Origin of the sequence: Alkalicoccus luteus, assembly GCF_052061695.1 — a bacterium.
Lineage (GTDB): Bacteria > Bacillota > Bacilli > Bacillales > Salisediminibacteriaceae > Alkalicoccus > Alkalicoccus luteus.
Window position 1 is genome coordinate 187368 of the sequence record NZ_JBPZEY010000005.1, and the last position, 25845, is coordinate 213212.

The 25845-nt window shown below is 53.2% G+C and carries 17 protein-coding genes; 5 read left to right on the forward strand and 12 right to left on the reverse strand.

Features of this window, described 5'->3' with window-relative positions; translation table 11 throughout:
• Nucleotides 1-2: 2 nt before the first annotated feature.
• Nucleotides 3-674, forward strand: coding sequence for a YqjF family protein (locus ACSZLD_RS08700; RefSeq protein WP_377909547.1), 672 nt, complete (start codon nt 3-5; stop codon nt 672-674).
• Here ACSZLD_RS08700 and ACSZLD_RS08705 read toward each other — a convergent pair.
• Nucleotides 671-2134: a cryptochrome/photolyase family protein gene (locus ACSZLD_RS08705; RefSeq protein WP_377909546.1), complete on the reverse strand. Its 1464-nt coding sequence runs from the start codon at nt 2132-2134 to the stop codon at nt 671-673. The genes ACSZLD_RS08700 and ACSZLD_RS08705 overlap by 4 nt on opposite strands.
• A 119-nt stretch (nt 2135-2253) precedes the next feature.
• Here ACSZLD_RS08705 and ACSZLD_RS08710 point away from each other — a divergent pair, with 119 nt between their 5' ends.
• Complete coding sequence (locus ACSZLD_RS08710) at nt 2254-3051, forward strand: carbon-nitrogen family hydrolase (RefSeq protein ID WP_444684935.1); 798 nt, start codon at nt 2254-2256, stop codon at nt 3049-3051.
• Nucleotides 3052-3138: 87 nt separating this feature from the next.
• Here the strand turns inward: ACSZLD_RS08710 and ACSZLD_RS08715 are convergent, their stop codons facing one another.
• Nucleotides 3139-3876, reverse strand: a complete 738-nt coding sequence (locus ACSZLD_RS08715) for a sulfite exporter TauE/SafE family protein (protein WP_444684936.1) — start codon at nt 3874-3876, stop codon at nt 3139-3141.
• A gap of 52 nt (nt 3877-3928) precedes the next feature.
• Here ACSZLD_RS08715 and ACSZLD_RS08720 point away from each other — a divergent pair, with 52 nt between their 5' ends.
• The gene (locus ACSZLD_RS08720) at nt 3929-4864 is read left to right on the forward strand and encodes an AEC family transporter (protein WP_444684937.1); all 936 of its coding nucleotides are present in this window, start codon (nt 3929-3931) and stop codon (nt 4862-4864) included.
• Here ACSZLD_RS08720 and ACSZLD_RS08725 read toward each other — a convergent pair.
• The 9 genes from ACSZLD_RS08725 to putP all read right to left on the reverse strand — a co-directional run bounded on the left by ACSZLD_RS08725 (nt 4845) and on the right by putP (nt 21185).
• Nucleotides 4845-6041 (reverse strand): DUF418 domain-containing protein, encoded by a 1197-nt coding sequence (locus tag ACSZLD_RS08725; protein WP_444684938.1) that lies wholly within the window; start codon nt 6039-6041, stop codon nt 4845-4847. The two genes, ACSZLD_RS08720 and ACSZLD_RS08725, sit on opposite strands and share 20 nt — an antisense overlap.
• Before the next feature lie 213 nt (nt 6042-6254).
• Nucleotides 6255-9923 carry a DUF8508 domain-containing protein gene (locus ACSZLD_RS08730; protein ID WP_444684939.1) on the reverse strand — a complete coding sequence of 1223 codons (3669 nt, stop codon included), beginning with the start codon at nt 9921-9923 and terminating at the stop codon, nt 6255-6257.
• A gap of 399 nt (nt 9924-10322) precedes the next feature.
• Entirely contained in the window at nt 10323-11264 is a 942-nt protein-coding gene (locus ACSZLD_RS08735) for a 5-oxoprolinase subunit C family protein (RefSeq protein WP_444684940.1), read from the reverse strand.
• The gene (locus tag ACSZLD_RS08740) at nt 11261-12022 is read right to left on the reverse strand and encodes a LamB/YcsF family protein (RefSeq protein WP_377909539.1); all 762 of its coding nucleotides are present in this window, start codon (nt 12020-12022) and stop codon (nt 11261-11263) included. Before ACSZLD_RS08740 ends, ACSZLD_RS08735 begins: the two co-directional genes overlap by 4 nt.
• A complete protein-coding gene (gene pxpB / locus ACSZLD_RS08745) occupies nt 12019-12735 on the reverse strand; it encodes a 5-oxoprolinase subunit PxpB (protein WP_444684941.1) in 717 nt (238 codons plus the stop codon). The genes ACSZLD_RS08740 and pxpB overlap by 4 nt, the downstream gene beginning before the upstream one ends.
• Entirely contained in the window at nt 12707-14545 is a 1839-nt protein-coding gene (locus tag ACSZLD_RS08750; RefSeq protein ID WP_444684942.1) for a sensor histidine kinase, read from the reverse strand. The genes pxpB and ACSZLD_RS08750 overlap by 29 nt, the downstream gene beginning before the upstream one ends.
• Nucleotides 14546-14561: 16 nt before the next feature.
• Nucleotides 14562-15563 (reverse strand): BMP family ABC transporter substrate-binding protein, encoded by a 1002-nt coding sequence (locus tag ACSZLD_RS08755; protein ID WP_444684943.1) that lies wholly within the window; start codon nt 15561-15563, stop codon nt 14562-14564.
• Nucleotides 15564-16578: 1015 nt separating this feature from the next.
• The gene (gene ppc / locus ACSZLD_RS08760) at nt 16579-19341 is read right to left on the reverse strand and encodes a phosphoenolpyruvate carboxylase (RefSeq protein WP_444684944.1); all 2763 of its coding nucleotides are present in this window, start codon (nt 19339-19341) and stop codon (nt 16579-16581) included.
• Between the two features lie 368 nt (nt 19342-19709).
• Entirely contained in the window at nt 19710-21185 is a 1476-nt protein-coding gene (gene putP, locus ACSZLD_RS08765) for a sodium/proline symporter PutP (RefSeq protein WP_444684945.1), read from the reverse strand.
• A gap of 217 nt (nt 21186-21402) precedes the next feature.
• Between putP and ACSZLD_RS08770 the strand changes: the two genes are divergently transcribed.
• On the forward strand, nt 21403-22851 hold the full coding sequence (locus ACSZLD_RS08770) for an aldehyde dehydrogenase family protein (RefSeq protein ID WP_444684946.1): 1449 nt from the start codon (nt 21403-21405) through the stop codon (nt 22849-22851).
• 769 nt (nt 22852-23620) lie between these two features.
• Here the strand turns inward: ACSZLD_RS08770 and ACSZLD_RS08775 are convergent.
• Entirely contained in the window at nt 23621-24673 is a 1053-nt protein-coding gene (locus ACSZLD_RS08775) for a M42 family metallopeptidase (protein ID WP_377909532.1), read from the reverse strand.
• A 137-nt stretch (nt 24674-24810) separates the two neighbouring features.
• Between ACSZLD_RS08775 and ACSZLD_RS08780 the strand changes: the two genes are divergently transcribed.
• Complete coding sequence (locus tag ACSZLD_RS08780) at nt 24811-25827, forward strand: glycerate kinase (protein ID WP_377909531.1); 1017 nt, start codon at nt 24811-24813, stop codon at nt 25825-25827.
• The last annotated feature ends 18 nt before the right edge of the window (nt 25828-25845 follow it).

Consider the following 25845-nt stretch of genomic DNA (forward strand, 5'->3'; position numbering starts at 1 on the left):
CCGTGAAACCCTTATTGACGATGCAGTGGGAGCACGTATTGTTTTTACACTGGGAAGCTGATCCAGAAGCCGTGCAGGCACAGCTGCCGGAGGGAATGGAGCTTGATACATTCAACGGCCGGGCCGTGCTTGGCATCATCCCGTTCTGGATGACGGGCATTTCCCTCACCCGTCTCCCCGCACTGTCCCGCCTCTCGTTTCCGGAACTAAACTTACGAACCTACGTCCGCGTTAACGGACGTCCCGGCATTTATTTTTTCTTTTTAGATGCCAGTCATCCGCTTGCAAACCGGATCGCCAATACCTTTTTTCTGCTGCCTTACCGGCCGGCAAGCTTTCACGTGAGCGACCGGGATGCTGTATCGTTTCAGCACCGCCAGAAAAAGGGTGAAGCCTTTCACGTGCAGTATCGCCCGGACAGTCCGGTTTTTGAAGCGAAGCCCGGCAGCTTTGCCTGGTGGGCAACGGAGCGCTATCACTTTTTTACGAAAAAGGGAAAGTCTTTTTGGCAGGGAGACATTCAGCACCGTCCGTGGCCGCTTCAACGTGCGCGAGCCGCGATCCTGGAAAATACGATCTCATCCCGGCATATGCAGCCGGGACCTATGCTTGAACCGTTTTATAGCCGCAAGCTTGCGGTAACAGCGGCAGGAATAAAGCGGGTGCAGCTTTAACGGCTGACCCGCTCTTTTTGTTTACTTCTCGCTCCATGAAACGCCTGCTTCCGCTGCTCAAGCGACGCATGCAAGTCAACGATTGGAAACGGATACGTCTGCCCAAGCTCCACTGCCGCTTCCTTAAGCCCGCGTTCATCGAGCTTAAACGGTTCATAAATGAATTTATTCGGGACATAATTCAGCTCTGGCAGAAAAAAGCGGACGAAGTCCCCCTTCGGATCGTAGCGTTTCCCTTGGTTGACGACGTGAAACGCACGAAATTCCTTCGCATCGGAGCCGACGCCGGCGATATACTGCCAGTTGCCGTAGTTGCTCGCTGCATCGTGATCGAGAAGGTGCGCTTCAAACCACGCAGCGCCCCAGCGCCAGTCGATGCCGAGGTTTTTCGTCAGAAAGCTCGCCGTATTTTGACGGGCCCGGTTGGACATAAAACCGCACTCTTTCAGCTGACGCATTGCTGCATCGACAAGCGGATAGCCCGTCATGCCGTCGCACCAAGCCTGAAACAGTTCTTTATCCTGCTTCCATTCAATCGGCAGCTGCTGCAGTCCTTCACCGAGAAACATATGCCTGCCCTTTTTCCGCATGAGCAGATGGAAAAAGTCCCGCCAGAGCAGCTCGAAAAAGAGCCAGTAAGTCGAGTCGTTGGCGCGCACTTCTTCCTCAAACCGCTTCAACTCCCAATAGACCCTTCGCGGAGAAAGGGAGCCGGAAGCGAGCCATGCAGAAAGCTTCGAGCTGTCGTTAAACACGAGCATGCCGTTACGCCGCTCTTTGTAGTCGAGAATATCGCGCGACTCGAATAAGTATGCCTGCAGCCGGCGCAGCCCTTCCTGTTCCCCGCCGTTTATGAGCGTTCGGACATCAAGGCTGCGGAATTCCTCCATCAGCTTTTCGCCGGATCCTGCGTGTTCCTCTAAATACAGCGGCTGCTGCTCTTTTGGTGCCGGCACCTCTTCCCGCGGAAGAATATCCTGCTTTTCGACCTTCTTTCGAAAGCCGGAAAACCCTTTAGGGAGGTCTTTAACCGCAAACGGCAGGTCCTCACTGTGAAGCAGCGTATCTCCTTCATACCAGACAATCGGAATGCCTGCTTTTTCAGCGGCTTCTGCCACCGCCCGTTCATCCTCTTCCTCCTCCGTGCCCGGATACGTATAGGCATGAATCCGGGTCACATGGAACCGGTCAATCCAATCCGCAGCCTCCTGCCCGGCTTCTCCTTCCGCAAGCATAAGCGGAACACCAAGTTGAGACAGCTGCTGGTGCATTTCCAGCAGGCATTCGATCAGAAATTTGTGACGTTTTGTATCCTCACGTGCAAAACCGGCTTCGGTCAGCTCCTGGCGCCGCCGATTGAACAAATATCCCGCCATTACCGGCGTATCCGTATCCATCGCCGCTGACAGCGGAGCGTGATCATGTACGCGCAAATCGCTGCGCAGCCATACCAGTTCCATGTCTCTTCACCTCGTCTCTGTTACGTGCTCTATTCCCCGCTGTGCCGGGAAAGAAACAAGCGGCTGGATTATGTATAATGAAACCAGGGAAAACGAAATAGGACAGAGGAGGATGAGACATGAAACTTAAAACAGCACTCGTACAAATGGATGTCGTATTCGGCGATCCCGAGGCGAACCGCCAAAAAGTAAAGCAGGCTGTAGAGGAAGCCGTCGCCGAAAAAGCCGATGTGATCGTCCTTCCAGAAATGTGGACGACCGGCTACGACTTCGATTTTATTAAAGAAAAGCTGGAAAACGAGGCGTCGGATACGATCCTGTTTTTACAGGAACTTGCAAGGAATCACCGCGTTAACCTGATCGCCGGCTCCGTTGCGAAAAAAACGGAGGAAGGAACGTTTAATACGCTGCTCGTGTTTAACCGTCACGGCGGTCTCCGCAAAGAATACAGCAAAGCGCACCTGTTCCGTCTTATGAATGAAGAGAAGCACCTGACGCAAGGAGACGAGGGCGGCATGTTTAAGCTGGAGCACGGCTATGCGGCCGGGTTTATCTGCTATGACATCCGCTTTCCGGAGTGGATGCGCACGCACATGCTGCACCCGAAGTTTACACCGGAAGTGTTTTACGTCGTCGCGGAATGGCCGAAAGCGCGCATCGAGCAGTGGCGCGCACTGCTGATTGCCCGTGCGATTGAAAACCAGGTTTTCGTCGTTGCCTGCAATCGGACGGGTGCAGATCCGAACAATGCATTTGGCGGTCATTCCCTTGTGATCAGTCCACTCGGCGAAGTGCTCGCAGAAACCGGTGAAGAGGAGACGATCCTCTACGCCGAATTTGATACCGAGGACGTGCACGAGATTCGCGAAAACATACCGGTGTTTCAGGACAGACGAACCGACTTGTACCGTCAATAATTGAAAAAAGCGCCCTGCATTCTGCAGCAGAGAGGCGCTAATAAAAACACCACCGGGCGGCAGTCGTCCGGTGGTGCCATTTGTGCATTATTGGAAAAAAATTAAGTTGATCGCAGCGAGCGCTACCGTAATACCGGCAATGCGCCGCATGTTGTCCTGCGAAAGCTTTTTAAAGCATAGCACGCCAAGCCTTGTGCCGATAAGGACCGTTAGCAGGCCGGCCAGGAAGTAGAACGGAAACTCGGCAGAAAAATCGCCGTTAAACGCATGCAGCAGCACCGTCGTCAGGTTCGTTACGAAAAAGGTGACCTGCAGGTTGGCGCTGTACCGGTATTTGCTGTCGGCAAACAGCAGCATCATCACGACGACAAAAAACGGACCGCCTACCGCATAAATCCCGCCGACGAACCCTCCTAGAAAGCCGAATACAAGCGGGATCCACATCGTGTCACGCGGAAGCATCTGCGCGTATTTGCTGCCGAAAAATAAATAAGCCGTCACAAGCAGCAGAAACAGCCCGAGAATATCACGCATGATATCCAGCTCACCATATGCAGATAATACGAGAAAGCCGCCAAACCGGCCGACAAAGGCCGCTGACAAAATGACGAGCAGCGAGCGCCAGACGATATGTCTGCGCAGCTGCCAGGCAATACTCATACATACGACGAGTGCGAGGGAAACCACGAGCAGCGTGCTGTCCTTGACCGTGAAAATAAGCGGCATAAAGCTCATCGCAATCAAGCCAAAGCCGAAGCCGCTTACCCCCTGGACAAAGCTTCCTGCCAGTAGAATAATGGTAATCAGTAACAGTTCGATCCACATACATAAAACCTTGCTTTCTATTGATCATTTTTCAGCCGCTTAGGAGGACTTTATGGACGTCATTACCGTCGCGACTGCCATCTCTGTAATGGGAATTATTATCGGAATCGGCGTGCTGCTCTCCTCAAAAATAGAGGTCGGTTCGCAGGCGAAGCAGGTTCTCGTCATCACCGTGCTGAACGTCGCCGTTCCGTCTGTTATTTTAAATGGCGTCTTTAACACCGATGTATCCGATGACCTGCTCCGGCAGGTCGGCATCATTTTCGGCCTTTCGGTCGGCCTGCACCTGGCCGCGGTCGTGCTTGCTCTCGGCATGACCAGGCTGCTTGGTTTTACGAGCACGAAAGCGCGGCAGCTGACCGTACTGGCTGCGCTCGGCAATACCGGATTTATCGGCATCCCGCTATGTGCCACCATCTTCGGCCCGGTAGGCGGACTGCTTGCCGCTGTCGTGGACGCAGGTCTGGACTTTGTCGTCTTTACGGTCGCAATCTACCTGCTGCAGGCCGGAAACAGCTTTCGGCTGCGCCAGCTGAAGTCGCTGGTTAACCTGCCGCTGGCGGCGGTCATCGTTGGGATCAGCTCCGCGTTTATCGGCTTTGAACCGCCTGCTGTCGTCCGCCAGCTCGTTGAACTGCTTTCCGGGCTTGCGGCCCCGCTGGCGATGCTCTACATCGGTATTTTGCTGCAGCAGCTGCTCTCCCGAACCGGCTTCCGGATCGAAGCGGCCGTCTTCTTTCCGCTCGTCTTCCGGCTCCTGCTTTTTCCGGGACTCATGCTGGTGCTGCTTGCGGCGCTTCCGCTGGCGGAGCTTACGCGCAACGTGCTGATTATTTCGTTAAGCATGCCGACGTTTATGCTCGCGGCGATTCTGTTCTCCCGCTATACGGACCAAGAGGATACAGCGGTGATGACGATCTCGTTTTCTACGATTCTGTCGCTGGCAACGATTCCGCTCATCACCTATATCAGTCTTTTTCTTTTTTGATGCTGCCCGCATACGTCAGCTTGCGCCACAGAGCCTCCAGTGGCCCGTACTGCCAGCGGTTCAAAATAAGCGGGCTCCACCAGAGCTGCAGCGCGATCACCACTAGCACAACGATAATATTGCCTGTCACAGTGAGCGTATCAAACAAACCGCTTATGTGAATGAAAAGCACGATCAGCACCGTGTGGCTTAAATAGTTCGTAAGCGCCATTCGCCCCATTGCGCCAAATCGCTTTAACAGCGGGCCGGCACCGCGCGAGGTGACGTACAGCGTAATCGCACTGATATAGACGAGTGCGAGCGGCAGAGAGCCGATCCGCAGCAGCAGGTCGTATTGATAGATCACGCCCGGATCGGTGAAAAACGTCTCCGACATGCGCATCGGAATCAGCAGCGCGAGAAACGGCACCGCTGCAATCAGACCGCCGATGAGCATCCGCTTAAAGACCAGCTTCTTTTCAGCCGCTCGCTGAAACCATTCCTTTTTCGCCGCGTAAAATCCGAATAAAAATAAGCCCAGTACATACGGAATCAAGAGCGGAATCTGGCCGAGGACGAGAAGCACTTCCTCCTGAAAGCGGAACTGCCACCACGCTCCGCTGAAAAACGGCAGCTGATATGCTGCTTCCGCTTCCTCGAGCACATTGTAGCCGGTCGCCTGCATTCCTTTCATAAGCGATTCCGGAATCAGCAGCTGCGTTGAGTAAAACAGAAAAAACAGGCCGAGAAGCAAAACACTCCAAACGAGCAGAAACTTCTCTTTTACCTTATAGAACAATAGCAGGAAAAACCCGCCGACTGCGTAGTAAAGTAAAATATCGCCGACCCAGAAAACGATCAGATGAAGCAGACCGAACATCCCGAGCGCAAGCAGACGCTTGACGAACAAACGCCGCTCCGGCCACCCCTTTGCCTCAGCCCGCGTCATAAATAAGTAAAATCCGATTCCAAATAAAATCGAGAACGTCGAAATGAACGATCCTTCCACGAAAAATTCAATCAGCGCAGCGAGTATGTTATCAAACGCCGTTTCCGGCTGTGCCTGGATGCCGTAGGCCTCCTTGAAAAAATCGAGAGAGGTCATTATATGTACATTAATTAAAAGAATTCCCATCAACGCGATCCCGCGGATGATATCGAGCGTCTCTACACGCTCATGCTGTTCCACTCCACGCATGACGTTTCCACCCCTTTCCTGTCCACATCTACTATACTACGTTTTCACCTCCGTTGGAAAATAACGCATGGAAGAACGAGGGCATCTGCTTTCGGCGTTCAGCTCGAAAGCACCCACAGCGTCTGGAAGGAAAAGCCAGGCGCCCTTTTTCCAGTTTTGCTGTTTCCTTATAGAAAACCACGCTGCGGGTCGGCTCCGCAGCGTGGTATCAGCTTACTGTTTTTCGATTTGGACGTCGTCAATGACGAGGTGCTCGTCATCGGTGCTGCGTACGGAGAAGATCAGCTCGGCTTCTGCATCGCCGGGTGCCGTATACTCCCACGTGACCTCTTGCCAGTCGCTGCCGTTTAAAGCAGTGTAGGAAGAATAGTTGCTGTAGTTGTTTCCGTGCAGTCCTTCAGCGAACATCGCGTTGCGGATGTCACCGGTTCCTTTTACCTGGAAGGTAACCGTGTACGTGGCACCTTCTTCAATGACGTAGCGCTCGGATGTGAAGCGGTTATGCGTCGTGCTTGTGTTGATGAGCTGTGCCGCTTTATCACCAGAGAAAGCATCATCAGACTCGTTCACCCGCGACTGAGCGATGTTGCTCGCTCCGCCGAACCAGGCAACGGGCAGACCGCCTTCCCACTGTTCAAAGCCTGCGTTCTCCAATGTTTCCAGTGCTGCAGCATTGGATAGCACGCGCACGTTCAGCGTAAGCAGACCGCGGTTTCCAGAGCTGTCCACTGCTTCATAGCGGACCGTGTAGCTGCCGGCGCGGTCAGCATCGACGTTGTTCGTTACCTCTACCTGATCGGTGATGTCGCCGTCCACGTTGTCGACAGCTGTCACTTCCGGCACGTCAAAAGAGTCGCCGGCATTGATTTCCACATACGGGTTCTCGTTCAGCGCCTCATCCACGAAGCGGATTTCCGGCGGCGTCACGTCACCCATGTCATAGTCCGGGTCGATGTCCGGAATCGTCAGCTGCACCATGATCGGATCATGGTCGCTTGCACGGCCGTGCACTTCCATGAACTCGGAGTTAATCGCCATCGCATCAACGTCCATCCCGTCCTGCAGGTGGTCGGATACGAGAATCGAATCCAGTGACTGGGAGCTTCCGTTGTAGTTATACGTATACTGCTCGCTTCGCGGCAGCTCGTAAATCGCGTTGTACAATCCGCCCTGATCAACGAGTGCCTCAACCGGCGGGGACCATGGGAAGTCGTTAAAGTCTCCTAGCACAACGACGTTCGGTTCTTCCGCTTTTTCGTTGAGCTCAGCGACAAAGTCCCCGATGACGTTCGCAATTTCCAGGCGCTGCTCACGGCTCCCCTGTACCGGCGGCTGGATCATGCCGAATGGGGCAAGGTCGCCCCGCTTCGAGTTCCAGTGGTTGCCGATTACGTATACGGGCTCTCCTTTAAAGATAAACTCTGAAATGACCGGCTTGCGGGAGCTGCGGAATGCATCGTTATCCGGATCAATAAAGCCGGTTCCGTGGCTCAAGCTGCCGTCTTCGGCAATTTGCACCGCTTCCTCCGGATCGGCGACGCTGTCATCTGCCAGCTGGACACGGTCGGTGCGGTAAATGTGACCGACGCGGATGTTGCCGCCCGGAATACCGCCGTCCATGCCGTCAACCGGCGCGACGTCCGTCCACGCATACTGCGGTCCGCCCTGATTGCGGATTTCATCAATCAGTCTCTGGTAGCTTTCACTCGCATCTGTATTGCCGCTGTCTGTCGCGCCATCATTATCCATCACTTCGACGAGCGTGATAATATCCGGTGCGTTCAGCTCGTTCGCCATGGAGTTGGCAAGACGCTCTGTTTTTTCACGCGGAACGCCGGGGTAATAGTTTTCCACGTTGTACGTTGCAACAGTCAGTTGATCGTCGTCAAATGCGATCGTTGTTTCATCACGGCGCTCGTTCCCACCGTCCATCAGCTCCGGCAGACCATTTACTGGCTCCAGCTTAAAGTTGCCGAAGTTGTAGCCGATAACGCCGGTGATGCTTTCCTCAAAGTAGTCACCTGTTTTCGCGACCGTGCCGCGCGGTGCGTTGACAAACATAATTTCCGTGTTCAGCTCTGCGTCAAACGCTGTTTCTTCGATGTAGACGCCGCCGGAATCCGTGCGGTTTTCAATGCCCCACTCTTCGGAAATAACCGTCAGCTCATCGTATTTCTGCGGACCGGTAACCGTGACCTGTCCAGGAATTTCGACGAGCATGCCTTCAAGGCTTTCATAAAAATCGAGGGCATTCGCTTCTGCATCAAAAGTAGCTGGATCGTAAATGTCATAGCTTTCCGGATCCGCTGTAAGCACATCCGGAATCTCGCGGTCGACGCCGATCACGATCGGATCGGGCACGTCGTTACCGCTTGAAATTACGTTGATTGCGGACCCTGTAATCTGTGTCGTCGTTAAGTCATCATTGCCGTCAAAGCCGTTTTCTTCCCATTCTACAACGGTTCCGTCAACTGCGACGAGATCGCCGACAGCAGTACCGTGATTGGAACGGAAAACAAATACGCCTTCCGATGTGTTTACGTCGCCATCAGACTCCGCGCTCTGGAAGTAAAAACCGTTGTTTTGCGTATGCGTAACAATCCCTTCTACACCACGCACAGACTGATCCACATACGGTGAAATGTGAGACGCTCCCTGAATATCGTAGATTTCCACCTCGCCAGCTTCTGCACGAAGCGTGTACGTAAAGCTCTGCACCGCGCTCGGTTCCAGGTCTTCACGGAATGCCGCAGCGCGGATCTCCATATCCTCTTCTACAACAATCGGCCCTTCATAAAGCATGCTGTCTGTCGTTGGATCTGTTCCATCCAACGTATAATAAATAGCTGCGCCGTTTGTCGCCGTGCGGAGCGTTACTTCCGTGCCGGAAGCAACTTCCCCGGAATCTGGAGAAGCAGTTACCGCCTGTACCATTCCGGCATCTTCTACAATATCCGCATTATCACGCGGCATTAGCTTATCTTCAAAGAAATGGTAATTAACGACGCCAGTGATCAGATCATAATCCGTCTGTTCCAGCAGATCACCCCACGCCCCGAGCAGGCGGAAGGCGTTTCCGTCGCTGTCAAGCGCGTCAAAATCGTTAAAACCGGTGTTATCAAGTACGGATACATCCTCGATTTGAATCAGCTTTGCCTGCACATCGTCGGCATCCTGTTCAAAAAAGGAAGCATCTACCAGCACAGGTTCAACGGCATTCACATCTGCTTCAACCAGCTCGGAGTCTGTCACAAGCAGCTGCTTCATGTCGCGAAACTCGTCCAGTGTACCTGTAAACGACACGATGTCGCCGCGGTCATAGCGGCTGCCGAGTTCAGAGCCGCGAACGAGAATGGCTGCTGTTTCGTCTTCGATGTACATGTTGGTCTGCCCGCCTTCTTCAAAAGCGGCAGTGACCTCACCAGAAACGGTCCAGACGTCTTCTCCGCCCACTTCCTGGCTGCGCACCTCTGCAATGGACATGCCTTCGTCTTCATCATCGTCCTCCGGCGCGTAGGTAAACGGAGCCGTTACACCGTTTACGACGAGCTCGCCAGCAAGACCTTCCAGGCTGTCATTTTCATGAAACACGGTCAGCTCAGAGCGGTTTTGGTGCGTGACTTCCTGGTCCGTCACTTCCGGCTCCAGGATTTCTCCGCTGTCAAGCTCAACCGTGATGTCGAGCATCCTTTCTGCAGGGATGCCTGCTGGATAGGTTTTGTCAAACTGAACAGAAAAGCTTGTTTCATTCAGGACTTCAACGGATTGAACGTTCCGATCCGGGCCCTGTGCTGACGCGGCCGGAAGGTAGCCGGAAATCATCAGCGCTGCTGCCAGTACGATGACGAGCAGTTTTTTCGCTGTGTGCTGCATGGTATGCATATGTATGTCCTCCTTCTAAGATATGAGTTGAGCGTAGCACGGCGACCTGATAACCGCCATGCAGGACTTCAGATGACAGACCTATTTGACGGTGCCTAATGTCCCTTGCATCTATTGCGAACATGCTTTCGCACATCGTTGTCCCGCTTCGATTTGAATCGTTTCTGCGTAACACCGGCTTTTTTGAATCCGCTTACATCTGTAACAATATTCATTTCCGCTTCACATTTAACCAACATAAGCCTGTTTTTCAGGATAAATATGGATGAATTCACCCTTCTCTATTCCCTCTATGTCGGCCGATCTTGACGAAACGGGGATTCATAAAAATACCCTTCCTGCGTCTTTTGACTCAGAAAGGGTTGTTTACATGGGATTACACGAAACTTTATAGGAAAGTCACATAGCATGAAGCCGGTGCATCAGCCGCCAGACGGACTCTCGCTTTTTGTACAGGGCATGAGCCTCCTCGAGGGACACCGCCTGAAAGCGAATCTCATCATCCGGAATCAGCTGTGCCGCAGTAGACAAATCCTCCTGGATGACGGCGCCGATACGCGGATAGCCTCCGGACGTCTGCCTGTCAGCAAGCAGCAGAACCGGACTTCCCCCTGATGGAAGCTGAATCATACCCGGCACCGTCGCATCAGACACGCCGGTGTTCCCTCCTGCTATTGGCAGAGAGGGGCCGGTCAGTCTGATTCCCATCCGGTCAAGCTCGCTGCTGACGTGAAAGGACGTATCGTAAAACGTATGCAGGGCGGCTTCTCCGATCAGCTGCTGATCGGGTCCTTCAATGATGCGCAGTTCCCGCCTGCTGTAATCCGGCTGCAGCTCGACAGGCAGCCTTCTCCGCCCGGGTCTGCGCGCTTCTGCACCGATGTGAAGGACATCTCCAGCCCGCAGCTCACGGCCGTTCAACCCGCCGAGACCGGCACGCACAAACGTAGACCGGCTGCCAGACTCGAGCGGAACAGAAATACCGCCGTGTAAGGCGACGTACGCTCTTGCTCCCTGTTTTGGCTGCCGAAACGCAAGCCGCGATCCTTTTTTCATCTGGACGGAGGTCCACATTGGCAGAGCGCTCCCATCCAGCTCCGGTGACAGATCAGCTCCGGTAACCGCGATGACAATGTCATCATTTGCAGTGAGCTCCGGTCCCATCATCGTGACTTCCAGCCCTGCTGCCCCTGCATCGTTTGCTACCAGCAGGTTGGCCCAGCGGAGAGCCCAGCGGTCGACCGCCCCGCCGGTTGGAATACCGTGCCGAAGCTGCCCGAAGCGGCCTTCATCCTGGATCGTTGTTAACAGCCCCTGTTTCGTGATCGTGATCGTTTTCATAAAACAGCCTCCGGTGCAGCGACGATAACGCCTGCTTTCTCAAGCCGTTGTCTGATAGCAGCGGCGCTTTCAACGGCATGCCTGCTGTCTCCGTGCACGCAGATCGTACCTGCCTCCAGACGAATGATGCTGCCGTCTGAAGCCGTCACCTCTCCGTTTAACGCGATGCTGACTGCCTGAGCTGCCGCTTCTTCTGCGCTTTCCAATACTGCTCCCTGCTTCGTTCTCGGCATGAGCGTGCCATCCGGTTCGTAGCGGCGATCTGCAAATGCTTCGCGAACAACCGTTAGTCCGTATGCATCCGCAGCCTGTTCCAGTTGACTTTCGGGAGGTGCAAACATCGTCTGGATGGACATGGCGTTCGCTGCACGTGCAACTGCCTCTGCCGCTGCTTCGTCTGCGGCTGCGTGATGGTACAAGGCACCGTGCGGCTTTAAGTGGCTGATCGCGGTTCCGTTGGCGCGGCAGAACGCCTGAAGAGCTCCCGTTTGATACAGGATGTATGCATAAATGTCTTCGGGGCTCACCGCCATCATTCTCCGTCCAAATCCAGCGAGATCCTGAAACCCCGGATGTGCGCCAATCGCTGTCTGGGAAGCGATCGCTTGCTCAACCGTCCGTTTCATGACGTTGGGATCCCCGGCATGAAAGCCGCAGGCTATATTAATCGATGTAATCGAGTCCATCAGCTCCTGATCGTTTCCCAGCTCATAGGCGCCGAAGCTTTCTCCTCCGTCGCCGTTCATATCGATATTCACGGACGCCGCGCCCCTTTCCTGTAGTTGTAGGTCCCTGCCTCAATCTCTTCCTTAATCGTTGAAAACTCCGCTTCACTTACCGGCTTAAACGTCACCATGTCCCCTGCTTCCAGCAGCACGGACGGCTCCCGCAGCTTATCATACAGCCTGACCGGCGTTCGCCCGATCAGCTGCCAGCCTCCAGGTGACGCAAGCGGATAAATACCGGTTTGGCTGCCTGCAATCCCAACCGACCCGGCCGGCACGCTTCGTCTCGGCTCTGCGTGCCGCGGCAGAGCGATCGTTGCATCCATCCCCTCCAGATAAGGAAATCCGGGCAAGAAGCCGAGCATACGCACGGCATAGACCGGCTTTATATGTTTGTGAATCAGCTCTTCTTCTGTTATCCCGAGCCTTGCCGCTGCATCGGTTAAGTCAGGTCCACACGCCCCTCCGTAACAGACAGGAAGCTCCCAGCAAACCGGATCCTGCTCCAGCGTCTCCGACTGCCGGTGCAACAGCTGCTCCACGTCCGCTGTCAGTTCCTGCAGGCTGCACGTCAGCGGATCATAAAATATTGTTACCGCATGAAACGCGGGCACCCACTCTCGTACCCCTTGCGGCCAGTGCTGATGCAGCAGCAGCGCCAGCTTGCGGACGTCTTCTGCCGCCGTATCCGGATGAAACGAAACGCGTAAAGCTGTGTCACCGTAAGCGTGAATCGTCGGCTTCATAAGGTCCCTCCTCCAGCGGAAATTCCAGACAAAACAACGTTTTTCCCGGTTTGGATTCCATCAGATAAATCGATCCCTGATGATTGTCCATCATCCGTTCTGCGATTGGCAGTCCAAGACCTGTCCCGTTTTTCTTCGTCGTCGTAAACGGGGAGAACAACTGCACCTGGGTCTTATCGGGAATCCCCGGTCCATCGTCCACAAATTCAATGCAGTACAGGTTTTTCCGGCGCTGCCCGAAAATCGATATTTTCCCTTGTCCCTCCATCGCCTCTGCACTGTTGCGGATCAGGTTATGGAAAATCTGCTTAATTTGATCGGGATCAGCCTGAACCGGCACACGCTCCATATCGAGCGTAAACTCAATGTCTTTCGTTCCACCCGTTTTCTCAACGAGCGGCATAATTTCTTCGACTACATCCTCAAGAATTAAATTCTCATACGACGGATCGCGCGGCTTCGCCAACAGCAGCATATCTTCAATAATGCCATTGATTCGAGTAATTTCCTTCAGCAGCAGCTCCAGGCGGAAACGCTCCCGCTCTTCTTCCGGGAGCGACTGCTGCATCAGCTTCAAGAAGCCGTCAATCACCGCAAGCGGATTGCGGATCTCATGGGCCGCTCCAGCTGCGAGCGATCCGACAAGCGCAAGCTTTTCAGTGTGCTGAACCTGCTGCTCGAGCGCTTCTGTATCGGTGATGTCGATAAAATAAAACAATTTCCCGATCGTCACCTGGTGTTCGTTAACGAGCTCCGCCTGCGAGCAAAGGAAAATCTGTTCTTCGTCCTCTTTATAAACAGACACTTTTTCATTTTGAAAAATTCCTTTTGCTGAAAGCAGCTTCCAAAAGCTCTGCATCCCGCTGCGTTCCGCTGCGAGCTGCGGCAGCTCCTCTTTATTAAACCCTGCACCTAAAACATCGCGGGCTGCTTTATTCAGACGAATTTCGCCACGCTTTTCGTCAGACGTCACGACCCCGACCGGCAGGGAGTCCAGTATTTGCTCGCGGTACATTTTATCGAGAATGAGCAAGTCAAATGAGCGCTTCAGCTGCTCGGAAAGTTTATTGACCGAGTTCGCAAGCGGAATCAACTCCGGCTGGTTGACGCCGCCAATCTGCTCTCCGTAGTTTCCTTCAGCAATGTAGTGCAACTCGCGCTGGAGCCGGTTGACCGGTCTCGTCAGGCCGGAACTGATGCGGTACGCCGCCACCAGAGCCAGGACAAACACAGCGGCTGCAGTGAGGACGAGCAGGTCGAGCGATTCTTCGATGATCGACGTAAACCGGCCCTGCTGTGTTGCCAGGTCATCGGTTACCTGTGTCCGTTCTTCAGCGAGCCTGACGCGGAATGCTTCCAGCTGGTCCATATAGGTCGTTTCCATAAAAAGAGCCGCCTCTTCTTCGTTGCCGATATCGAGCAGGCCGCTTACCTGATTCTGCACGAGAAAATCAAGCCGCTGCAGCTGTACGTTTGCCGGCTCCAGCTGGGCCGGCGGAGGGCCGTATGCCTCACGCATCGAGACCTCTCCCTCATCCCGAAACGACTCATACCCTTCGACAAAGCCGCAGCAGAAATCTGTCTGAATGCCCATCTGTATGTATTGTTCCTTCATCAGTATCTGCGACTCCCAGTGGGACAGCCACACGAGCTCGGGCACCTGCTCTTCCGTAATCGATTCGCTCACGTCCTGAATTTCCCCGAGCGACTGGATAAAGAAAAAAGAAAGGCTGACCAACAGGCCGGTCAGCAAAAGCAGCACGGCCATAATCTTGGCGCGCAGGCTCCACGTTCGCTTCTTTCCGTCCATGCAGGTCCTCCTTTCTTCAGCGGGTTCCGTTGTACAGATGACGGAGTACGCGTGTATCATGTTTTTTCAGTTCAGCCATGTCTTCCTCTGTAAACATCGGCCCAAACGGCGCCAGATAAAAGACGTGATCCTCTGCTGATAATTCGACAATTCCACCCGGCAGTCCTGCTTCAGAGAGGTAATCGGTCATGATTTTTTCATAGACGAGCGGGACATTGTTCACGATGCTCGTCAAAACGTGCTCGCGGCCGAGATAGCTCTGATCATCAATAAATCCGATCACATAAAAGTCGTCTTCAGCTGCCTGCTGAATCACGTATCGATTAAACGTATTGCCGCGGCTGTAAATGACGTCGGCTCCAGCTTCGCGAAGCCGCTCCAGTGCTTCCAGCGCCTGTTCCGTATTATTCCGGTCCTGCACTACCTCATAATGAAGCTCCGTTCCAAGCTCCTGAAGCCGTTCCTCTACCTGCTTCCGGCTGCGCCAGTCACCGGATTTGCTGAGCACGCCGACGCTGCCGCTTTCTGATTTTAAGGCTGCCGCCGTCATGGCGAGCACCTCAGTCGGGGCCACATCAAACGTATAAACGGTATGATTGTCGTGCTTCGATTCTCCGTGCAGCGACACAAATTCGACGTCCGGGTACTGTTCGGCATACGTCTGAAAGGTCGAGGCGAATTCGCGGCCGTGCCCGATAATCAGGTCAGCCCCATCCTCTGCTTCCTTTGCCGTCCGGTACTCACGCAGTGTTTCCGTCGTCAGATCCGGATAGAGCTCCGCACGGATGCCAAACTCATCGCGTATCAGCACCTGGCTCGTAAAGGCAAAGCTTCCCCAGCTTTGGTCCCGTACAGCGTCTGACGCTAATATTGATACGGTTGGACCGGAGGCCTCGCTTTGGTTCGACTCTTCTGTCATGACCCTGCTCGACAGCACCTGCATCGAGAGCACAATGATGATCGCTGCCGCCGCTCCTGCTGCCAGTACGATCATGCTTTGACGAAAAATGGAACGCACACGAAAACCCCCTTCTTAAATCGACATCATTCGAGTTATTTCTTATTAGTTTACAGCAACAAAAAGCGGAACGTCCAGATAATCTCACAAATTCCCGCTTAACCGACCGCTTTTCTTGCATACCCTCCCTAGTTACGCCCTAATCAGGAAAAAGTTCCCGAACGCAGCAACATTGTTTTAAGAAAGCAGCATCCAATCTCTGCGAAAAAACCGCCTCCTGTCGGAGACGGTTTCCAAGCTGTTGATAAAGTTAACCTGCTTATATGTTTATTCATTTGGTTGCATTTCCCCTCTGCTTACTTAGCCTGCCGTTGACTTTCCTTCAGCTTTTTCTTAGGAGATCCCTTTCTGCAGGAAGTATGGCGCGGGAGGATGGCACGGCTACACTCGGACTCAGGCTTCTCACAAGAAGCCTTCAAGAGCCGGTCCAGCTCCGCTCGCGCTTTTCATGCCGTTTCAGTTCGAACGGCGATGAGGCTTCACTCGGACACAAGCTTCTTAAAAAAAGCCTTCAAGACCTAATCCAGCTTTGCTCGTGCGTTGATGCCGTTCGCAGAGCTGACAGGCACGGCATCTTCAGGCTGCTTGTTGCGCCCATGCTGGACACGTCACGGAACCGGATGTGCTTCTTGGAGCACAACGTCACGAGAGGCAGAAGCGACTGCTTTTTTTGCTTTTCTGGTGAATTCCATGACGTAATAGGCTCCCTATTCAATATTGAAACGTCACGTAACGATACGTTCCATCTGCATTTTAAAAGCTCGTGTCAACCATAGCCACGGAGTTAAACCGTACTTCCAGCTGCCGACATCGGAGGGCCTCGACTCCGGAAGGAGCAGAACGAGGCGAAGATCCAGCGCTTCCGACAGCAGGAGGAAGCGGTTAGCTGAGCCCGTTCCCTCCGGAAAGCGAGTGTCCGCAGATACAGGCAGATGCAACGTTATTCACCTAATACGACTTTATCGACACTCTGAAAACCGCCTCCTGTCGGAGACGGTTTCGAACTTGACTTGTATCAGCCTGTATTCAGAAGCCCTGCAGCCACACCACTGATGGTAAGCAGCACTTCTGTCAAAATCTCTTCGGTATGCTCTTCTTCGTCGGTTGCACGAAGCTTTTGAATCAGATCAACTTGCAGGAAGTTCATCGGATCGACATACGGATTTCTCAGATGGACGGACCCTTGAATATTCGGCGAGAAGTCGAGCAGTTCTTCCGACTTGGAGATGCGGAGCAGCACATCCTTCGTACGGTTGTACTCATCGGAAATATCTCCGAAAATCCGCTGACCGATGTCCTTATCTTCCACGAGGTCAACGTATTCTTTCGCTGTCATCAGGTCGGCTTTCATCAGCGCCATCTGCAGGTTGTTGACCGTGGAACGGAAGAACGGCCAGTTTTCGTACATTTCCTGCAGCAGCTCCAGGTTTTCACTGCTTGCATCAGCAAAGCCAGCGAGACCGGTGCCGGAGGCGTACCATGCCGGAATCATCTGACGGCACTGCGTCCATGCAAATACCCATGGAATCGCACGCAGGTCTTCAAACCGTTCGCTGTTTTTACGGCTCATTGGACGTGAACCGATGTTCAGCTCACGGAGCTCGTTCAGCGGTGTCGTCTGCTTAAAGTACGTCAGGAAGTCCGGGTCGCCGAATACGAGCGACTGGTATTTTTTCAAGGAGGCGTCCGAAATTTCTTCTATCGCCTGTTCATATTCCGGCTTAAGTCCGGTTACCTTTTCCTTCGAATGATGCACCTTCGACGTAGACTGAATCAGCGCAGAAGCAGCCTGCTCGAGGTTACGGAACGCAATATCACCGAGCATGTAGCGAGATGACAGCACCTCGCCCTGCTCTGTGATTTTGACCCCGTCTCCGAGCGTTTCAGCAGGCTGGGAAATAATACTGCGGTTCAGCGGTCCGCCGCCGCGGCCGAGAGAGCCCCCGCGGCCGTGGAAAAACTTCAGGCCGATGCTGTAATCGCGGGCCATGTTATGAATTTCCTGCTGAGCTTTATACAGCTTCCAGTTGGCAGTAAGCGTTCCGCCGTCCTTGCTTCCGTCGGAATAGCCGAGCATGATTTCCTGATGATCTCCGCGCTGTTGAATGTGGCTTCGATACAGATCCATATCAAACAGGCGCTGCATGATTTTTGGACCGGCGATCAAATCATCGACTGTTTCGAGAAGCGGTGCGACGTTAATGTTGCTTTCAACTGTACCATCTACATGTACGCGGTAAATACCGGCCTCTTTTGCAAGAACGAGTACTTCCAGCAGATCGCTGGACGACTGCGTCATGCTGATGAGGTACACTTCGATGGAGCGGCGTCCAAATTCTTCATGGGCACGCTGAATCATTTTGAACACTTCAAAAATGTTCTGCGTTTCTTCTGAATAGTCCTCATTTAAGAGCATAAGCGGACGTGGATCCTTCAGGACATTTTCAAGCAGCTCCAGCTTGTCGTCCTCTTCCATCGAAGCATAGTCGTCTGCAAGACCGACAACCCGCAGCATTTCCGATACAGCTGTTTCATGCTCGCCGCTATGGTTCCGCACGTCCAGCGTTGCCAGATGGAAGCCGAACAGCTCAACCTGGCGAATCAGCTTGCGCAGCTTTTTCAGCTTCACGTTTTCCAGCTGATGCGTGCGAGCATTTTCTTCAATCAGCATGAGGTCGCGCAGCAGTTCCTCAGCATGATCGTATGCATACTTAGACTTCGTGCCGACCTGACGAAGACGCTTCAGCATGACCGCAAACATGCGGCGGTATACTTCGCCTTCGATCTGCCATTTATCTTTTGTCGTCAAATACTTCTTTTCCTGGTCGGTCACGTGCTTAATGAATTCTTCCGGAATCGACACACGCGATGTCGACTGACTGAACCGCTTCATGAGCTCGGTCAGCCCTTCGTCATATTTTCTAACGGCCAGATCACGCTGCAGCTTCAGCGTTTCCCACGTCACTTCGGGTGTGACGAACGGGTTCCCGTCGCGGTCGCCGCCGATCCATGAACCGAAGTTGAGGAAGTTTGGCACTTTCCACGACTTGCCCGGGAAGTAATCGCTCAGCTGATCCTCCAGCTCCTGGTGAACGGCAGGCAGCACGTCGAACAGCGTCTGATCAAAATAGTAAAGGCCGTTTTTCACTTCATCCAGGACAGTCGGCTTGCGGTGACGCAGCTCATCTGTCTGCCAAAGAACCGTCACTTCATTGATCAGGCTTTCTTCCAGGTTGCGGCGCTTTTTATACGGAAGCGCCGGGTGATCAAGCTTCTGCAGAATTGTAGAGATCCGCTTTTGGATCTCCAGCACGGTCCGTTTCGTTGCTTCTGTTGGATGTGCCGTCATGATCAGCTCGATGGAGAGATCATCGATAATTTTTTGAATCGTTTCGTCTGCGTGTTCATCGTTTTTCAGGGCCAGAATCGCTTCCTGAATGGAATGCTTCTGCACATCGCTGTCACGCTCCAGCCGGTAAAACTGCGACCGGCGGATCCGGTGGTTCTGCTCGGCAATGTTGACGAGGTGGAAATAAATCGAAAAGGCGCGGATCACCTGCTGGCGCATAGGCGATTCCAGCTCAGAAATTTCTTTTTTCAGAAGTTCGTATTTATTCGGATCATAGTTTTCACGGAGACCCTTTGTTAATTCACGGATGTCCTCAACCTTCTGAAACAGCTCCTCCCCGCCGTGCTTTTTCAGCACGTCACCAAGAATACTTCCCAGCTTTTTCACGTCATTGCGAAGCTGCAGGTTCTGATCTTGTGTTTCCGACATAGATGATTCCCTCCTAATACAGCATCATCGAGTGTCCGATGACAGTACCGCCAGCATGCGGCAGTCGGAATGGGACAGTTTGTGTCCTGGGTGACGCAAACTGTCCCACCCAGGCCATAGGACACTCGTTAGATTTTATAGTAACAGAAACCATAAAAAATAATCAATTTTTTCTCACTATTTTATGCAAGGCATACATATAGGTAGAAATCCGGCGTCACAGCTAGTTCATCCTCCTTTGTATCTGCTTGCAGCGCTAAATCCCGTCAGAAGCATGTCATGGCAGGTTGAAGATTCAATGCCGTTCGATGTTGAACAGCATAAACAGTAAAGAACCGGCCGCAGCCGGTTCTTCATATTGCCTTCTATTAAGCTCCTTTATCCATGGAACGCGCACGCTCGAATTCGTCGTGCATTTCCTTGGTCGGCTTTGCGCCAACCTTACTGAAGATAATGATGAAGAGCGACGAAATGACAAACCCGGATACGAGCTCATACAGGTCGAAGATTCCGCCTTCAAGCAGTGCCCAGACGATCACGGTAACCCCGCCGGAAATCATTCCGGCCAGTGCCCCGTTCCGCGTCATATCCTTCCAGAAGAGACTGAACAGAACGAGCGGTCCAAAGGCGGCACCGAGTCCGGCCCAGGCGTAGCTTACAAGCTCGAGTACTGTCGCGTCCGGATTCTGTGCAAGAATCAAGGCTACGACCGCTACAGCAAGTACGCCGATTCGTCCAACGGTGACAAGCTCCTTCTGAGAAGCGTTTGGACGAATAAAGCCTTTATAAAAGTCCTCTGTCAGTGCAGAAGAGGAAACGAGCAGCTGGGAATCGATCGTGCTCATGATTGCAGCGAGAACAGCTGCCAGCAGTATCCCTGCAACAACCGGATGAAACAGAACCTGCGTGAACTCCAGGAAGACCGTCTCCGGATTATCAAGCGGCGCATCGGCAAAGTACGCAATCCCGACAAGACCAATGAACACAGCACCTGTCATGGAGAGAATGACCCATGTGATCCCGATTCCCTGTGCCTTCGGAAGCTCTTTCATCGAACGGATCGCCATGAAACGGACGATAATATGTGGCTGGCCGAAATAACCGAGACCCCAGCCAAGCAGGGAAATGATCCCGATGATGCCGACGCCGCCAAAGAGACTCAGGTTATTTGGATCAATCGAACGGATCTGATCAAACGTCGGACCGATCCCGCCAAAGTCCATGATGGCGACAATCGGAATCACAATCAGGGCGAGGAACATTAAAATCCCCTGCACAAAGTCGGTCCAGCTGACGGCCAGGAAGCCGCCGAGGAACGTATAGGCGATGATAATGATCGCACCGACCCATAGCGCCGTCGTCTGATCGAGACCAAACGTGCTTTCAAACAGAACAGCACCGCCGACGAGGCCGGACGATGTATAAAACGTAAAGAAAATCAAAATCAACAGCGCGGAAACAATTCGCAGGGAACGGGAATTATCCTTAAACCGGTTTTCAAAAAAGTCCGGCAGCGTAATTGAATCGTTTGCAATTTCCGTGTATGCCCGCAGCCTGCCCGCTACCAGCATCCAGTTCACAACTGCCCCGATCGCAAGACCAATGGCAATCCATGCTTCCACCAGGCCGGCCGCATAAAGAGCACCAGGCAGCCCGAGCAGAAGCCAGCTGCTCATATCAGACGCACCAGCAGAGAGTGCCGCTACACCGGCGCCGAGACGACGGCCGCCAAGTACATAGTCAGATAGGTTATCCGTCATTTTGTAAGCAATGAGTCCTAATGCAATCATACCGACGAGATAAACAACAAACGTAATAATAATTGGTAATGAACCTTCTACCATGTTACATACCCCCTTTTAAGATGGTGTTCCTACAGAAACGCCCTCCTTTTTTAATTGTCTGACATTTTATCTCTATGCTCCTATTATAAGCCGGAACACGTCAAAAGACTAGGGACGATTTCCTTCTTTCGTAGCACACGCGTTCAATTAGTTTCACCCGTAAAGAAAGCGGGAAAGTCATTATCTGTGACTTACTTTTAGAAAGGAGCTTTCGCTTATGCAAAAATATGCCAAGCAGTTTATTAACGGAGAATGGGTAGACGGTACCAGCGATAAATCGTTGGAAAACGTCAATCCGTTCAATCAGGAAACGTTGTTTACGATGAAGTCCTCCTCTGAAGAAGACCTAGACCGCGCATACCGCGCAGCAGAACAAGCGTTTCCCTCCTGGAGAGACACACTTCCGTCTGAGAAGCAGCAGCTGCTCCATCGCGTAGCAGAGGTGATGCAGGAACGAAAAGATGAGATTGTCGGACTGTTAATTAAGGAAGCGGGCAGCTCCGGCGTTAAAGCCCAAATTGAATTTGGCGCAGCACTTCGCATCGTGCAGGAATCTGCGTCGTTTCCATACAGAATGAAAGGTCAGATCATGTCGTCGGACTTCCCTGGGAAAGAAAACCGCGTCTATAAGTCTCCAAAAGGCGTCATTGGCGTAATCGGTCCGTGGAATTTTCCATTCCACCTGTCGATGCGCTCTGTCGCACCTGCCATTGCAGCCGGCAATACGGTTGTATTAAAGCCTGCAACAGACACGATCGTCACGGCAGGCAGCCTCATTGCCGACATTTTTCACGAAGCAGGAGCTCCGGCCGGCGTGCTGAACGTCACAGCTGGCAGAGGCTCTGAAATCGGCGATGCATTTGTCGAGCATCCGGTCCCGAAAGTCATCTCCTTTACCGGGTCGACAGAAGTCGGATCCCACATTGCTTCCTTAGCTGGAAAGCATATCAAAGAGACAGCGCTCGAGCTCGGCGGAAATAACGCCTTTATCGTGCTGGAGGATGCCGATATCGATCGTGCCGTGGAAGCGGCCGTATTCGGTAAGTTTCTGCACCAGGGTCAAATATGTATGAGCGTCAACCGCTTCCTGATTCACGATTCGATTTACGATACGTTCGCTGAAGCCTTTAAGAAAAGGACGGCCGACCTTCAGGCAGGCGACCCGGCTGACCGCGACACAATCGTCGGTCCTCTGATTAAAGAAGACCAGGTTGAACGCATTATGAAGGACGTCCAGGAATCGATCGATCAGGGCGCGACGCAGATTCTCGGCGGTGATGCCAAGGGAACACTGCTGCACCCGATTATCCTAACAGATGTGACAGAAGACATGCCAATCGCAAAAAACGAGATATTTGGTCCCGTAGCGCCGTTAATCCGCTTCAGCACTGAAGAAGAGGCCGTCAAGCTCGCAAATAGTACGCCTTATGGCCTGAGCGGCGCAGTTCATTCGACCGACATTCACCGGGCGACTGAATTTGCCAAGCAGACCGAAACCGGTATGATCCACGTGAATGATCAGACGGTTAACGACGAAGCGCACGCTACCTTCGGCGGGGAAAAAGCTTCCGGGATCGGCCGCTTCGGCGGAGAATGGGCCCTTGATAAATTCACGACGGAAAAATGGCTTTCGATTCAAGACGGAAAACGGGAATACCCCTTTTAACGCTGACTGAAAAAAGACGACAGCTGCAGACGCTGTGGCTGCAAGCTTTCCGCTGAAATCAATCGTAATCAATTAAAACACGGCTGCATCTGCGGCCGTGTTTTTCAAAGTGTCGACAAAGTCGTTTCAGGTGAATAACCTTGCATTTACCTGCATCTGCGGGCACTCGCTTTCCGGAGGGAACAGGCTCAGCTAATCACTTCTTCCTTTCGTCAGCCGGATCTTCGCCTTGTTCTGATCCTCTCGGAGTCGAAGTCCTCCGATATGGCAGCTGGCAGTCTGGTTGAATCGCCTGGTGAGGAGGAACCCGAGCTTATTCCATATGGATAGAACCTTTATATAGGCAACGTTTTGAGGTCGAATAGGGCTTCCAGTACGTCAACGTGTTCATTAGGAGAGCAAAAGAATCGCAGCTTCTGCCGATCGGCATGTCGTTCTCCAACAAACAAATCCGTTTCCCCGTCGTGTCCATCGGAGGTGCAACAAGCAGCCTGAAGATGCCGTGCCGTTCAGACCTGCGAACGTCATCAACGCACGAGCGGAGCCAAACCGGTTTTTGAAGGCTTCTCGTGAGAAGCCTGTGTCCGAGTGAAGCCGCGCCATCCTCCCCTTCATACAGGGGTCACCCTGGGAAATAGCTGAAGGCCAGCCCACGGCAGGCTAGGTAAGCAGAGGGGAAAGACAACCAATCAAATCATCATTTAAGCTGATTGACGTTTTCAACAGCCTGAAAAACACGGCTGCATCTGCGGCCGTGTTTTTAACGTTATCAATATGCCGTCATCGGCGACTGGACATACGCCCGCAGCAGCCGGTAGGTCGCTTCAAGACTTTCAATGTGCGTGCGCTCATAGGCGTGGGATGCATCGATTCCCGGTCCAACCAGTCCATGAATGACGTCATGACCGGAACGGACGGCCGCCGTGGCGTCTGAGCCGTAGTGCGGATACATATCTACCTGATAGCCGATGCTGTTCGCTTTTGCAAGCTCGACCAGATGCTTTCTAAGCCCGAAGTGATACGGGCCGCCGGAATCTTTCGCACAGATCGACACCGTATGCTCATCGGTCGCCTGGCCGTCTCCCATCGCTCCCATATCGACCGCAAGGTATTCCACCGTTTCCGGGCGAATGCCGGCATTTCCCCCAAAACCGATTTCTTCGTTATTGGAAATAAGCAGCTGTACTGTATACGGGAGCGCTGTCTTTTCTTCGATGATTTCTTTTGCAAGACGCATCAACATCGCAACGCTCGCCTTATCATCCAAATGGCGCGACTTAAGGTACCCGTTTGGCAGCACCTGCACACGCGGATCAAACGAAATGAAGTCCCCCGGACCGATGCCGAGCGCTTCTGTTTCTTCCTTGGACATCGTTTTTTCATCGATGCGCACTTCCATGTTCTCGATGCTGCGCTCCGCCTTGCCGGCGTTATCATACACATGCACGGATGTCTGCTTCATCAAAATGGTTCCAGTATAGCGTTCGCCGCTGCTCGTTTCAATCTCGCAGTACTCTCCTTCGATCGCGTTATAAAGAAAGCCGCCGATTAAATCGAGCTTCAGCCTGCCGTCGCTTTTCACTTCCTTTACCATCGCTCCGAGCGTATCCACGTGGGCTGTCATCATACGCTGCTCGCTGTTTTCTCTGCCGGGAAGCTCTGCTGTCAAGCCGCCTTTGCGCAGTCGTTCCGTGTGAATGCCAAGCTCCTGGAAATACGCCTCTACTTTGCTGATCACCTCTGCCGTACTGCCGGACGGGCTCGGAATAGAGACGAGCTCCTCGATCAACGTTCGGACATCTTCTGCCTGCTGCATTGCCATAGACCGGTTCATCCTTTCCTGTTGCATAATGTCTTCTTCCATGAGTTTACAAAACTTTTGCTGACATGAACAGGGCTGCCCCGCTGGAAGGCGGAATAAGCTATAATAAGAAGCAGGAAGACAGAGGGGGCGACAGGATGAACGTGATTATTGCACCAGATCAGTTCGGCGCAGGTATGACCTCAACCGATGCAGCACTTGCAGCAGCGAAAGGACTGCGAAATGCAGCGGACGCTGAAGCTGTGATCTGTCCGATGGCAGACGGCCACGCCGGAACGTCTCAGGCACTGCTGTACGGGAAGTCGTATAAGGAAGTGCACATGACGGCATCCGATCCGCATTTTCGGGATCGAACGGCGCGTTATTTTGTTGATGAAGACGGCCACGCCTACATCGACAGCGAAGAAATTCTCGGCCTGCAGCTGCTGGAGCCGAATGAACGTCAGCTTTTGGACACATCCAGCACCGGCCTTGGTCAAATGATTGCACATGCTGCCGGTGCTGCATCGATCACCATCGCACTCGGGGGCACTTCTTCCGTTGATATGGGTCTAGGCATGCTGGAAGCGCTCGGCGCTAAAATTCGCGGAGAAAACGGAGACCTGATGCGACATCTGCGGACAAAGGATATTTCCGGAGCAGCCTCCGTCCAGTTTCCGACACGAAATTTGCCGCCAATACGCGTGCTCTGCACCTCCTTCTATCCGCTTACTGGAATAGAAGGAGCCGTCTACCGCACCGGCAGACAGGCCGGAGAGTCCGACAGCGTGATGGAGTTTCTGCATCAGGCTGTCCGCAGCACAGTGCCTCTTTTTCCAGTTCCTGATGCAGCGGACCGGCCCGGAAGCGGAGCTGGCGGCGGCATCGGCTTTGCGCTCGGCTGTCTCGGTGCCGAACTGCATGAAGCAGTCGTTTATACTGCAGCAGTCCATCAGCTGGCGGACAAGCTGCAGCACGCCTCTCTCGTCATCACCGGCGAAAGCCAGGACGGCATGCCGGAGCATACGAGCCATGTCGTACCGTACATTCAAAAATTGGCGCAGCAGGCAGACGTTCCGTGCGCTGACATCACCATCTCCTCTGATGAGCCCGGTGACAGCAGGGCGCTGATTGAACAGGCTGCCAGCGAAGCCGCCCGACAGTTCCTGGCGTAGGAATGTTATTTTTTTACT

What these genes read in the sequence shown, in the direction of transcription:
- ACSZLD_RS08705 (WP_377909546.1), bottom strand. Translation starts at nt 2,134, where the DNA reads ATGGAACTGGTATGGCTGCGCAGCGATTTGCGCGTACATGATCACGCT.
- ACSZLD_RS08750 (WP_444684942.1), bottom strand. Translation starts at nt 14,545, where the DNA reads ATGGACGGAAAGAAGCGAACGTGGAGCCTGCGCGCCAAGATTATGGCC.
- ACSZLD_RS08775 (WP_377909532.1), bottom strand. Translation starts at nt 24,673, where the DNA reads ATGGCAATGCAGCAGGCAGAAGATGTCCGAACGTTGATCGAGGAGCTC.
- ACSZLD_RS08710 (WP_444684935.1), top strand. Translation starts at nt 2,254, where the DNA reads ATGAAACTTAAAACAGCACTCGTACAAATGGATGTCGTATTCGGCGAT.
- ACSZLD_RS08720 (WP_444684937.1), top strand. Translation starts at nt 3,929, where the DNA reads ATGGACGTCATTACCGTCGCGACTGCCATCTCTGTAATGGGAATTATT.
- putP (WP_444684945.1), bottom strand. Translation starts at nt 21,185, where the DNA reads ATGGTAGAAGGTTCATTACCAATTATTATTACGTTTGTTGTTTATCTC.
- ACSZLD_RS08725 (WP_444684938.1), bottom strand. Translation starts at nt 6,041, where the DNA reads ATGCGTGGAGTGGAACAGCATGAGCGTGTAGAGACGCTCGATATCATC.
- ACSZLD_RS08730 (WP_444684939.1), bottom strand. Translation starts at nt 9,923, where the DNA reads ATGCATACCATGCAGCACACAGCGAAAAAACTGCTCGTCATCGTACTG.
- ACSZLD_RS08715 (WP_444684936.1), bottom strand. Translation starts at nt 3,876, where the DNA reads ATGTGGATCGAACTGTTACTGATTACCATTATTCTACTGGCAGGAAGC.
- ACSZLD_RS08780 (WP_377909531.1), top strand. Translation starts at nt 24,811, where the DNA reads ATGAACGTGATTATTGCACCAGATCAGTTCGGCGCAGGTATGACCTCA.
- ppc (WP_444684944.1), bottom strand. Translation starts at nt 19,341, where the DNA reads ATGTCGGAAACACAAGATCAGAACCTGCAGCTTCGCAATGACGTGAAA.
- ACSZLD_RS08735 (WP_444684940.1), bottom strand. Translation starts at nt 11,264, where the DNA reads ATGAAAACGATCACGATCACGAAACAGGGGCTGTTAACAACGATCCAG.
- ACSZLD_RS08770 (WP_444684946.1), top strand. Translation starts at nt 21,403, where the DNA reads ATGCAAAAATATGCCAAGCAGTTTATTAACGGAGAATGGGTAGACGGT.
- pxpB (WP_444684941.1), bottom strand. Translation starts at nt 12,735, where the DNA reads ATGAAGCCGACGATTCACGCTTACGGTGACACAGCTTTACGCGTTTCG.